General features: G+C 36.2%; 11 protein-coding genes and 1 riboswitch. Of the genes, 5 read left to right on the top strand and 6 right to left on the bottom strand.

All coding sequences use genetic code 11. From position 1 onward, the window contains the following. Window positions 1–15 precede the first annotated feature (15 nt). The 5 genes from EJN90_RS00930 to EJN90_RS00910 all read right to left on the bottom strand — a co-directional run bounded on the left by EJN90_RS00930 (window position 16) and on the right by EJN90_RS00910 (window position 2,871). Window positions 16–855 carry a DUF1129 domain-containing protein gene (locus EJN90_RS00930; RefSeq protein WP_126108446.1) on the bottom strand — a complete coding sequence of 280 codons (840 nt, stop codon included), beginning with the start codon at window positions 853–855 and terminating at the stop codon, window positions 16–18. Further along, window positions 842–1,186 (bottom strand): PadR family transcriptional regulator, encoded by a 345-nt coding sequence (locus EJN90_RS00925; RefSeq protein WP_126108445.1) that lies wholly within the window; start codon window positions 1,184–1,186, stop codon window positions 842–844. The genes EJN90_RS00930 and EJN90_RS00925 overlap by 14 nt, the downstream gene beginning before the upstream one ends. 353 nt (window positions 1,187–1,539) lie before the next feature. After that, complete coding sequence (locus EJN90_RS00920; protein WP_126108444.1) at window positions 1,540–1,821, bottom strand: hypothetical protein; 282 nt, start codon at window positions 1,819–1,821, stop codon at window positions 1,540–1,542. A gap of 70 nt (window positions 1,822–1,891) precedes the next feature. Further along, window positions 1,892–2,257 carry a thioesterase family protein gene (locus tag EJN90_RS00915; protein ID WP_126108443.1) on the bottom strand — a complete coding sequence of 122 codons (366 nt, stop codon included), beginning with the start codon at window positions 2,255–2,257 and terminating at the stop codon, window positions 1,892–1,894. Window positions 2,258–2,301: 44 nt separating this feature from the next. Next, window positions 2,302–2,871 carry a DUF1697 domain-containing protein gene (locus EJN90_RS00910; RefSeq protein WP_126108442.1) on the bottom strand — a complete coding sequence of 190 codons (570 nt, stop codon included), beginning with the start codon at window positions 2,869–2,871 and terminating at the stop codon, window positions 2,302–2,304. Between the two features lie 98 nt (window positions 2,872–2,969). On the opposite strand from EJN90_RS00910, the gene recQ reads away from it, so the two are divergent. Then, window positions 2,970–4,793: a DNA helicase RecQ gene (gene recQ, locus EJN90_RS00905; protein WP_126108441.1), complete on the top strand. Its 1,824-nt coding sequence runs from the start codon at window positions 2,970–2,972 to the stop codon at window positions 4,791–4,793. A gap of 40 nt (window positions 4,794–4,833) precedes the next feature. On the opposite strand, the gene mgtE is transcribed toward recQ, so the two are convergent. Beyond that, window positions 4,834–6,189: a magnesium transporter gene (gene mgtE / locus EJN90_RS00900; protein ID WP_126108440.1), complete on the bottom strand. Its 1,356-nt coding sequence runs from the start codon at window positions 6,187–6,189 to the stop codon at window positions 4,834–4,836. Between the two features lie 164 nt (window positions 6,190–6,353). Then, a riboswitch (M-box (ykoK) riboswitch) is annotated at window positions 6,354–6,516 on the bottom strand. Window positions 6,517–6,672: 156 nt separating this feature from the next. Here mgtE and EJN90_RS00895 point away from each other — a divergent pair. The 4 genes from EJN90_RS00895 to EJN90_RS00880 all read left to right on the top strand — a co-directional run bounded on the left by EJN90_RS00895 (window position 6,673) and on the right by EJN90_RS00880 (window position 11,971). Beyond that, window positions 6,673–7,104 carry a MarR family winged helix-turn-helix transcriptional regulator gene (locus EJN90_RS00895; RefSeq protein WP_126108439.1) on the top strand — a complete coding sequence of 144 codons (432 nt, stop codon included), beginning with the start codon at window positions 6,673–6,675 and terminating at the stop codon, window positions 7,102–7,104. Window positions 7,105–7,112: 8 nt separating this feature from the next. After that, window positions 7,113–8,912: an ABC transporter ATP-binding protein gene (locus EJN90_RS00890; RefSeq protein WP_126112177.1), complete on the top strand. Its 1,800-nt coding sequence runs from the start codon at window positions 7,113–7,115 to the stop codon at window positions 8,910–8,912. A gap of 123 nt (window positions 8,913–9,035) precedes the next feature. Further along, entirely contained in the window at window positions 9,036–10,298 is a 1,263-nt protein-coding gene (locus tag EJN90_RS00885) for a dicarboxylate/amino acid:cation symporter (RefSeq protein WP_126108438.1), read from the top strand. An 89-nt stretch (window positions 10,299–10,387) separates the two neighbouring features. Continuing rightward, window positions 10,388–11,971, top strand: a complete 1,584-nt coding sequence (locus tag EJN90_RS00880; protein ID WP_126108437.1) for a hypothetical protein — start codon at window positions 10,388–10,390, stop codon at window positions 11,969–11,971. Window positions 11,972–12,482: the final 511 nt, after the last annotated feature.

Genomic DNA, 12,482 nt, shown 5'->3' with positions numbered 1-12,482 from the left:
AAAAATAACAAGAATTTATTCTTTCTTTGATTCTTTAAAAGAGTAGAATGAAAACCAAATAAATCCTGCCATAGTAGCCAGCGCAGCAAATAGTTTGCCATTTTGTTGAGCCATGAAAAAATGAGTAGCTTCCACTCTAGATAAAATTCCCAATAGATTAGAAATAATTATAAAAGGAAGGGAAGCTTTTAAAAGAAGTTTTTCTGACTTTCTGAAAAAGGTATATAAAAGACTAGTAAAGATAATAAAACTATTTAACATAATCATAACAGAATTAGTCATTGTAATCGTTAATATATTTGGAAAGGTAATTGGAAGAAAGGTATACAGACACAGAATGATAACTGATAAAATCCACAAAAGACCATATTTCCTTATTTTGTTTTGGGAAAATGATTTTGTATAAATGCTCTTATGAATAAAATGAAATAAAGTAACCACGATTACAAAACTTAACAAACCATTTACAAGTAAGGTTAATAGATTGATTTGGTTATTCGCTGTGCTTATCTGACTTATAAGTGAAAAGAAAGAACTAATACCAAAAACAAAACCAAATAATTTGAGCGATTCTTTGTAACATCCTTTACCTAGGTTCTCTATGATTTCATTCGCTGCATTTTGTGGTTTTTTTCCAAGATATTCTTCCGCAGTTTCTCCTGCAACTTGTGCAGCTAAAATATCTTGTAAAATTTGCATTAAAACCATCTCAATCTCTAAACCATCGTAGAATAGACCTGCAGTTCGAATATATATTAAAACATTTTCATAATAAGCAAGATTTTTTTTTGTTAATTGTTTTCTTAGCTCATTATTACGATTGATTAGGTCGTTAATCGTATTATTGTTGTCCATTTGAATTTCCTCCTTGTTTTGTGATGATATTATTTACGATATTTGTCAATTCTTGCCATTGATTAGTAAAGTTGATCATGTATTCTTTTCCTAATGCTGTTATGGCATAATATTTTCGATCGGGGCCTTCGGAAGAAGGTTTCATTCTACTGGATAAATATTCTTTTTTCTCCAATTTTTGTAAAATCGGATATACGGTGCCTCCGACAATATTTTCAAAGCCCAATTGTTTAAGTTTTTGAACCATTTCATATCCATAGACTTCTTTTTCAGAAACTACGAGTAATACGCATCCTTCTAAAATTCCTTTTAGTAACTGGCTGTTGTTCATGAGAAACTCCTTCCAACTAGTCTGTTATACAACCTAGTAGAAAAATTGTACCTTAACTTGGCTAGTATGTAAAGCATAATAGCGAATAAGAAAAGCGGACAAGTCCGCCTTGGCCTATGAAAAAATAGGAAATTTGACCCTGAATTGTCAGGAGACTTCACGCTTCAGCGGGTTAGTCGAATGATATGCGTTAGCGAGCAGCGAAGCGCGCAATGGGGCAAATTTATCTTTTTTTCACTAGGTCAGGACTTGGGAGCTAGACATTGATGGCTGAACTTATAATCCCCTAGTCTATAAAAAAAGCCTGTAGCATGAATGGTAAAAATTCACACTATAGGCCTTTTAGTAAAGCATTATCTTGTTTTCTTATTCCAATCAACTTCAAAGTAATCATTATCTTCACGACGGAAAAGAGGATAATTGGTACGATAGAGACTACCATGTTGATCTTGTTCTAAGTACATAACAAAGTCCTTTGGATAAAGAGAGAGTAATTTAGAAAAGACATGATCTTGATCGATAATAATTGTTTTAATTTCTTGATCACTTTCAAACCAGTCTGTTTTTAAATGAAAATAAGCACCGGGAGCGATTTTTGTTTCATAATTACAAATCGATAGAATTGATTGAGCCATATTAAAACCCCTCTTTGTTTTTATGTTCATTATATCACAAACAAAGGAGTGTGACTTTGGGATAGAGAATTTACTCAATATTTTTCATAAATGTTTCAATAGTAACAACTGCACGTTTATGGTCAGCTGTGCCAATCAATTTTTCATCGTCATAGGCTTCAATATGGAAAAACAAAATACTTTTCTTTTGTTCTACTAGTTTTGCACGGACTTCGACTCTTTTTCCAACAGCTGATGGAGATAGGTGCTTCACATTGATTTCAATGCCAACGGTTGTTTCCCCAGAACTTGAGAGAGGAGTGAATAGCTCATAAGCAGTATTTTCCATAAAGGCAATCATTGAAGGCGTGGATAATACCTCTAAACCTCCTGATCCCATAGCTGCAGCAGTATCCTTTTTCTTGATTTGAAATTCTTGTGTAAGAGTTTTAACCAACGATAACCATTCTTTTCTTTTTGATAAATTATATCATAGAGACGTCAAGGGTTTTTTGAGCGTAATGCGAATAGATTTTGCAGTTTAGTTACGGTATTCCAATTACGAATAGTCATCGATTGATAAATCTCTTTTTTGATTATTTTAGATAGAGCACTTTTTGTATAATCTGGGTTTTTGGGTCCCGGACGTCTGAAAAATAATGCATGTGAGCTTGACCAACAAGTATCGACTCCGTCCCGCGTTTCAACTTCGGCCATAGCCTGTTCGGACGTAACCCCCATTAAAAAAATCACATCATAACGATAACTTTCATTGTCTTTACCAAATTCTTTTGGGGCAGAAGCAATAATATCGTTATAAGTAAATTCGTCAATTACAAATGTTCGTATCAGTGAAGAATCCAAAGTAAAATGAATCGATAAGAGCGATTCGATTTTTGAGCTTATCTCTGTAGGAGACAGCGCAGACTGAACAATAATATTACCACTTTGGATATAAGTTATTACCTGTCCAAATCCACTTTCTTCTAAACAAGATTTTAACTCTTTCATAAGTATTTTATTTTTTCCACCGACATTAATTCCACGAAGAAGAACGACATAATTCGTCATTTATTCCACTTCCTTTTTTGGGTTTATTATAGCACGTTGATAGAAATTCATACGATTTCATGTATACTGATTAAGAGTAGATTTAATGGAGGGAACGAATGAAGACAATACAAACAGTTCTAGAGAAAAATTATGGATTTGATTCTTTCCGACCAGGACAACAACAAATTATTGAAGCGATTATGAATAAGAAAGATGTATTAGCGATTATGCCAACAGGTGGAGGAAAATCTCTGTGTTATCAAATTCCAGCCATATGCATGGAAGGAACGAGCTTGGTAGTCTCGCCGTTAATTTCTTTGATGAAAGATCAAGTGGATACTTTGCAGGCGATGGGAGTGAGAGCTGGTTATATCAATAGCCAAATGGATAAAAGTAGCTATCATGATACGATGAATAAAGCGATGTTTGGCTATTATGATTTACTTTATATTGCCCCTGAACGTCTGGACAGCGAACACTTTATGAATGTTATCCAAAATATGAAAATTAATTTGATTGCGGTTGATGAAGCGCACTGTATATCCCAATGGGGTCAAGATTTTAGGCCAAGTTATCGAAATATCCCGCAATTAAGAGAGGCTTTTGATTATCCTGTTCCGTTTGCAGCATTCACTGCGACGGCAACGACTCAAGTAAAACACGATATCAACAAACAGCTTTGTTTACAAAATCCACACCAGTACGTTGCTAGTTTTGATCGACCGAATCTTTATTTTTCAGTAATACCTACCAAGAAGAAGTCTACGGATTTATTGAAATATATCAATAATTCTGACTCGGCAATCATTTATTGTAATACGAGAAAGAATGTGGAAACCGTCTATCATAGTTTAGTAAAAAAAAGATTCTCGGTAACTTATTATCACGCAGGTATTCCCGCTGATGAGCGTACTAAAAATCAAGAAGACTTTATTTATGATCGCAAATCCATCATGGTGGCAACCAATGCATTTGGAATGGGAATCGATAAGTCGAACGTACGAAAAGTCATCCACTATAATATGCCGCTTGATATGGAGAGTTATTATCAAGAAGCAGGGAGGGCTGGGCGAGATGGAGCTCCTTCCGAAGCAATTCTCTTGTATTCGAGTCAGGATATTATTACGAACACATTCTTGATTGAGCAGGGTAATCAGCCGCATGCCAAAGACAAATTAAACCGGATGATCTCCTATTGTAAAACGGGAAAATGTTTGCGCAGTTATATACTGGGTTACTTTGATGAAGTCCCTTCTTGGCAGAAATGCGAACATTGCTCAAACTGTGATGGGAATACGGAGACGATGGATGTCACTGTTGAAAGTCAAAAGATTCTATCTTGTATTTATCGGATGAATCAACGCTTCGGAACAGGAATGGTAACCGATGTTTTACGAGGGAAAAATAATGAGCGGATACGAAGTTTGAATTTTAATCAGCTTTCCACCCATGGAATCATGTCTGATTATAACGATAATACAATTAAAGATATTATTTCGTTATTAATAAGCGAAGGATTTCTTTCTCTTTCTGGAGATAAGTATCCCATTTTGACGTTCACAACAAAAACAAATCAATTGCTGAAAGCAGAAGTTACGCTGTCAATGACTCGTAAAATTGTTGAAGATGTCCGAAAATCATCGAAAAAAGAAGTGGCGGATATTCATAATTATGATGAAAGTCTTTTTGAAAAGCTTAGAGAACTTCGTACGAAAACTGCGCAAGAAATTGGAAAACCGCCTTTTGTTGTTTTTACAGATCGAACTTTGATTGATATGGCCGCAAAACTACCTTTAAATGATGAGGAGTTTTTAGCTATTCATGGAGTTGGCCAAAGTAAACTCGAGCAATATGGCGCTGAGTTTTTGGATATCATTCAACGACATGTGAGCGATACAAATATAGATGTAAAAAAAGAAAGAGCCCAAAATGTTTTGTAAAAAGGAGTATTCCAACCGGAATACTCCTTTTTATCACTATTTAGATTAGGTGTAAGAATAACGATGCAATTGTAAAGTAGATGTAAAGACCTAAAATATCATTGATAGTAGTAATAAAAGGGCCAGAAGCAATAGCAGGATCGAATTTCATTTTATTAATCAAGAATGGAATAAATGCCCCAACGACAGTGGAAATACTTAATGTAATAAGTAAAGTCGTGCCTAAAATAAGGCCAAGAACCATATTTTGGTAGAGAACGAGAACAGTGATTAATAAGACAGTACCAGAGATAATACCCATAATCGTTCCTACGATTAATTCAACTAATAGAGTGTTTCCAATAGAATCTGCTTCATCTTTTAAAGTAATCTTACGTACAGCAACAGCCAGCGATTGAGTACCAACATTCCCAGCTGAATCCATGATAATCGGAATAAACGCAGCCAACACGACCACTTGACTTAAGGTTTCTTCAAAAGAACTAATTAGACTGGCACTGATCATACCCATAAATAAAAGAATAACAATCCAAGGGATACGGGAACGTGCTATATCCCATATCTTTTCAGAAGGTTCTTCAGACTTGCTGATAGCTGAAAACTCTTGGAAGTCTTCCGTAACTTCTTCTTCCAAAATGTCCATCACATCATCAACAGTAACAATCCCTTGTAAAACATCATATTCATCAATGATTGGTATTGCTAGTAAATCGTAATCTTGAATTTGTCGTGCTACTTTTTCTTGGTCATCGTCTAGACGAGCAAAAGCAACTTGAGTAAACATCAAGCTCCCGATTGTATCTTCTTCCTGAGCCAAGATAAGATCTCGTAAAGAAAGAACACCTATGAGCTTGTTGTTTTTATCAACAACATATAAGTAATAAATAATTTCAGCTTGATTCGCATGATGGCGTACTTGAGCAATTACTTCCTTTGTTGTATCGGTAGGAGAAAAAGCTAAGAATTCTTTTGTCATAATCGAACCAGCTGATTCTGCTTCATAGGAGAGTAGTTCTTTCAGCGTATCTCGATCCTCTTCCTGCAGTTGAGAAAGAAGAAGGTCTCTTTCTTTTTGCTCCAGATCTTCTAAAAAGCTAGCGGCATTGTCTTGTGCCATATTTAGAAGAATTTTAGCAGCATACTCAGCTGAGAAAAAATGAAAAGTTTCATGTTGTTCTGAAGGTTCCATCCATTCAAAAACAGCAGCAAACTCTTCCGGCAGTAACATTTTTTCTATTTTTCGTTTTTTTTCTGGGTATAATTCTTGGAATAAATCAAGTTGGTCTTTTGTGTGTAATTTGAGAAATAGTTTCCGAAACAAATTTCGATTATCTTTCTTTACTGCCTCATATACTTCTTCGTAATAATATTGTTTTCTTAATTCGATGTTTTTCATTTTATATCTCCATTTCTACGAGGGCTAACATGTCCTCGTCTCTTAAAATATGTATCAGCCAGCTTTTACTCGGCCAAGGATCCATGATAACCACCTCCAGAAAAAATACAAAAAACCGCGCTCACAAAGAGGCGGTTGATTTAGTAAATAGGAAGAACTTCTCACCAATACCTCTTCGTTTAGTTTTGGCACTGTATAGCATAGGATCAACCAGCTACATTAAGAATTCCCTTAATTCGAAAATTCCTGGTAACCCATTGGCGTCTTTCGACGTTTCTGGGCAGCAGCGTATCTCTGATACAGGAGCCTCACCTAACAAGGTTTATTTAATTACGACTATACCTAGTATACGTAAAAAATCTATCTATATCAATGGTAAAAAAGAATGATACCAGCAATAAAAAAAAGGAACAAGCAATTATTGACATTTAGTTAGGTACCTGACATAATAGTAAGGTACCTAACTAAGATGGAGATGATTGGATGAAACAAAAAGATATTGTAAATAGTGTGATGCATTTAAGTCGTGTACTACGTCGCCGAACTCATGGCGATACCCCTCAGGAAAAAGGGCGCCATGGTCAGTTTCGCATACTGCGCCATTTACTAAAGACACCGGGTATGACGGCGTCCGAATTAGCAGACTTGCTGGATATTCGAGCTGCTTCTGTTTCTGAAGTAACGAAGCGATTAGAGGCAGATGGTTTAATTGAAAAAAAACCAATTGAATCTGATAAAAGAAAACAAGGGCTGCATTTAACTGAAAATGGTCGTCAAAGAATAATAGATAGTACGCAAATCAGAAAGAAGGAAAAAAAAATAATCGAAACCATTTTGAATGAAGAAGAGCGAGAAACTTTTATTAGTTTATGTGAGAAGCTGACGAAGGGATTACAAAAAGGGGTTGATGCCTAGTGGCGAGGATGAGATTCGAGCAATTAAGTAAAGATGAAGTAAAGAAGGCGCCCAAACTAACGAGAAATTTTATTAGTCGGATATTTCATTATCTAAATCCTTATCGCAGCCAATATCTACTGTCACTTTTCTTAGTAGTTGTTTCTGCTATTCTATCTATCATTCCCACATTGTTAACCGGAGAAATGATTGATAGAGGCATTATAGGCGGAAATTTTAAGCTCCTATTGGTATTTGCCGGTGCTTCCTTTGGTTTGCTAATTGTATCGTCACTCGTTTCGGTTTTAAGCAGCTATTTAAGTGCCTATATTGGTCAGCACGTATCGAAAGATATGAGCGAAGAGATGTACGGCCATTTACAACAAATGAGTCATCAATTTTTCACTTCGAATAAACAAGGAGAAATCCAATCACGAATGATGCAGGATATTTCTGGAGTGGAATCAGTTATCACGCAAACTTTCACAACCTTAATGAGCAACATCATGACTTTAGCAGTTGCTTTTGTAGCTATGATGGGGAAAGATATCCGTTTGGCTATAATTGCATTAGTCATCGTACCATTGATGATTGTTCCAATGAAGAAAGCAGGCCAGGCCCGCTGGGATTTGACGATGCAGGCAAGAAAAGAAGCTGATAAAACGCAACAGCTATTGAATGAATCTTTATCTGTCAGTGGCCAATTATTGACGAAGCTTTTTGTTCGTGAAGAGAACGAAATGAGAGAATATCAAACACTAAATACAAATTTAGTCAATCTGAATATCCGTGAACGTGTCGCTGGAAGAGGCTTTCGTGGTCTTATGCAAGTAATTACGAATATGGGACCGCTCATCTTATACGTTGTTGGCGGGTATTTAATAATTTATCGTCAATCAAGTCTTACAATTGGGGATATCACCGTTATGGTTACTTTGTTAGGTAGATTAATTTTTCCAATTGATTCTTTGATGAACGTACAAGTTGACCTCGTTCGCTCGACCGCCTTATTTAATCGGATTTTTGAATATTTGGATATGAAACCAGAAATTATTTCTGAGCCTGATGCCGTAAAAAGAAAAACGTTAAAGGGCGACATGGAATTTGAGCAAGTTTATTTTCAATATTCTAAAGAGAAAGCTGTATTGCATGATTTAAGTTTTCATGTAGCACCGGGATCCTCACTCGCTTTGGTTGGTCCTTCAGGCGCTGGAAAATCAACCATCACCAATTTAATTCCTCGGTTATTTGACGTGACATCTGGGCAGATTAAAATAGATGGTACGAACATAAAGGAGTATGATTTAGCTTCTTTACGATTAAATATAGGGGTAGTTACGCAAGAGACTTATTTGTTTAACGGTACAATCCGAGAAAATTTATTAATCGCAAATCCTGAAGCAACGGATGAAGATTTGATTCTAGCTCTAGAAAAAGCGCATTTAACAAATTTTCTGAAGAGTCTTCCTGAGGGCTTGGATACGATTGTTGGAAATCGTGGGATGAAACTGTCGGGGGGAGAGAAACAACGTGTTTCGATTGCACGGGTTATCTTGAAACAGCCAGCTATTTTGATTTTTGACGAAGCAACTTCTTCACTTGATTCTCTTTCTGAAGAAGAAATTCAAAAAGAAATTGTACCATTAATGGATTCGTGTACGACGATTATGGTGGCACATCGATTATCAACAATTCGTCATGCAGAACAAATTATTGTGTTGGAAGAAGGTTCTATTCAACAACAAGGAACACACGAAGAGCTAATTGAGCAACCGGGATTGTATCAACGCTTATATCAAACACAAATGGGAAAAGATAAACGAGTATAAGTTTATCTTTTTTGTTTTTTTGAAACAAAATATCTACTTCTTGAAATGAAATTGACAAAGGAAATGAAAGCAGTTATGATAGAAAGCATATTTTAATCACTTTTTAATTTAATGGAGGTAAAGATGGTAAAAGGTAAAATTGGCTTAGTACCAAAACTTATTGTAGGTATTCTTGTAGGTATTTTTGTAGGTGCATTCGCATCTGAAAGTATGATTCGTATTTTTGTTACATTTAGTTCCTTCATCTCTGCGTATATTTCTTTCATTATTCCGTTAATGGTCATTGCCTTTGTAACGGCTGGAATTGGCGAACTAAAAAGTGGAGCTGGCAAGTTGTTGGGCTTAACCTTAGCACTGGCATATGGCTTTACATTGATATCAGGAACGTTTTCTTACATTGTTTCTCGTATCGCATTTCCGTTCTTTATAAATAATGAATCATTTGCTGCAATTGGAGAAGGAAGTTCTGCTTCAATTACACCTTATTTTACAATCCCACTAGATCCGATGGTGGATGTGACTTCCGCATTAGTATTTGCTTTTATTATGGGACTTGGAATCTCGACATTACGTGGACAAGAGAAAAATAATAGTGTTGGTAATATGATGGGTGATTTCTTTAGTGGTTTTCAATCAATCATTCAAATGGTCTTAGAAAAAACAATCATTCCTTTACTCCCATTTTATATTGCTGCTACTTTTTCTTTAATGAGCTATACAGGCGAAGTATGGCGGATTTTAAGTGTCTTCTGGAAAGTGTACCTCATTATTTTTGCGATGCATTTTCTTGTTTTACTTTTCCAATTCGGGGTGGCAGGGGCAATAACCAAGAAAAATCCAATTACCTTTTTGAAAAATCAAATACCGGCATGGTTGACAGCTGTGGGAACCCAATCTTCTGCTACCACAATACCCGTAAACGTGGATGTCGCAGAGAAAAATGGTGTTTCAAAAAGTATTCGTGAATTTGTAGTACCGCTTTGTTCGACAATTCATCTTTCTGGAAGTATGATTTCCTTAACCGCTTTTTCGATGGCCTTGTTGATGATGAATGGAATGGACTTTAGCTTCACGAAAATCCTTCCTTTTATCCTCATCTTAGGTATCAGTATGGTTGCTGCTCCTGGAGCGCCAGGTGGGGCGGTAATGAGCGCGTTACCTTTCTTACCGATTATCGGGATTGTTTCTAATGGGCCGATTGCCAGCCTGATGATTGCCTTGTATTTAACGCAAGACAGCTTTGGAACTGCATGTAACGTGTCCGGAGATAATGCTGTAGCATTAATCATTGATAAGATAAAAGTGCGTTTTGGTATTCAAGATGAAGAAACAGAATTGGAAGCAAATGAGAATGCTCCAGAACCAATTTTTGTAAGAAATCAATAGAACAAATGAACCTGATTATTATTTTAATGATAATCGGGTTTTTTCTTATGTAGATGGTATAATAAAAGAAGGAAGAGGTGAATTTCATAATGAAAAACTGGAAAAATTTTGCTTTATCATATGGAATTCCATTGGTTGGATTACTTATTTATTGGTATTTTTCTTTAACGCCATTAACATTTCAATCTTTAGAGTTCTGGTTAAATATCTTTGTTTATTTAGGAATCAGTATGTTTCTCTCGTATACGCTTAATGCTAAGACGAGTGTAAAGGTAATGAGAATAAATGGAGCCTTGATGGGTTTAGGGCTGCTTGCACTTTTAGTTGGCTTTCTTATAGGAGTTCCGATTTTTCGTTCTAAAGATTATGCGACATTGATTACTCACCAAGAAGGGGATTTTGATGAGGATTTAAGTATTAGTGATCCTAGTCAAATACCGACAATCGATCGTGATATGGCAGAAAGATTGGGTAGTCGCAAAATTGGAGAAGTACTGGATTTAGTATCACAATTTAATGTATCAAATGAATTTACCCAAATTGTCTATCAAGGGAATTCGGTAAGAGTCTCTCCTTTGGAATATGTGAATGCTTGGCGCTGGTTCAGTAATCGAAGTGAAGGTATCCCCCATTATGTGTTAGTGGACATGGTTACCGGAGAAGCTGACTTAGTAGATTTGGATAAAACGATTCGTTATTCACATTCTGGACTGCTAAACGATGATATTACTCGTCATATATTCTTACGTTACCCCACTACTTTATTTGAACGACCTGCTTTTGAAGTTGATGAAGAGGGGCATCCTTATTACATTGCCCCCATTGTGAAACGCCAATTTAGCTTCTTAGGTTCCAAAGATGTTGTCGGCGCTTTTATAGTCGATGCAACCACGGGAGATATTATAAAATACGATCTAGAAGATATTCCAGATTGGGTGGATCGTGTATTTCCAGCAGATATGGTAATGGCCCAAATTAACTATAACGGTCAATTCCAAAGTGGCTATTGGAACAGTGTGATTACAAAGCGCGGTGTAATTCAAAATGCTGAAGGTTATAATTATTTGGTAATGGATGATGATCTGTATCTTTATACAGGTTTAACTTCAGTTAGTTCAGATGAATCCAACATTGGCTTCTTATTGGTGAACTCACGTACAAAAGAATCTTACCGTTATAACATTAGTACGGCTACAGAATGGAGTGCAATGGAGAGCGCAGAAGGTTCTGTTCAAGAAAAGGAATATCAAAGTACCTTTCCTCTGTTATTTAACATGAATGGAAAACCGGTCTATCAATTATCATTAAAAGACTCAGCGGGTTTGATTAAATTATATGCATTTGTGGATGCGCTAAATTATCAAAGAGTTGGAGTAGGTGATACCTTGCAGCTTGCATGGAATGCATATAACGGCGGGGCAGTTATAATAACCGATGAGGATGATTCAGGCGAGCCTGTAGTCACAGAATCAGTCTCGGGTGTGATTTCCTTGATTGAAGCGGTCGTAATTAACGGCGAAACGACTTATTATTTCACATTGGATAATAATAATGAAATAGTTTATACTGCAAAAGTTTCCCTGTATGACCGATTGCCATTCTTGAAAGCAGGCGATTCAATCGCAATAGAAGTTCAAAGTACAGATGTAAAAAGCATTCAGGTTAAAGAATAAAATAACGAAAAAGCCAGGACAATTCTTTTGGATTTGTCCTGGCTTTTTTATAGACTAGGGGATTATAAGTTCAGCCATCAATGTCTAGCTCCCAAGTCCTGACCTAGTGAAAAAAAGATAAATTTGCCCCATTGCGCGCTTCGCTGCTCGCTAACGCATATCATTCGACTAACCCGCTGAAGCGTGAAGTCTCCTGACAATTCAGGGTCAAATTTCCTATTTTTTCATAGGCCAAGGCGGATTTGTCCGCTTTTCTTAGGTTTTCTGTCAAATGAAGTTGGTGACCCTAAAACTATCGACTTTATAATTTTGGATACAGATGGCTTTGCTTGCTTTGTTAAGGGACGTGAGAAGACTATCTGAATAGCTCAATTTGTCCCAAGTTTAATTTTTATCAGGTAAAGACACCGATTAAAGTGGACACTTTCCTTGATAAAAATAACTTATCAGCTAAAGTCTTTTTTTTTACAACCCTCTTTCCTTGATAACCACGATTTATCAAGGAAAGCGG

The organism is Jeotgalibaca ciconiae (genome assembly GCF_003955755.1).
Lineage (GTDB): Bacteria > Bacillota > Bacilli > Lactobacillales > Aerococcaceae > Jeotgalibaca > Jeotgalibaca ciconiae.
Note: the sequence above shows the minus strand (reverse complement) of the source record. Positions and strands in the feature narration are given on the sequence as shown.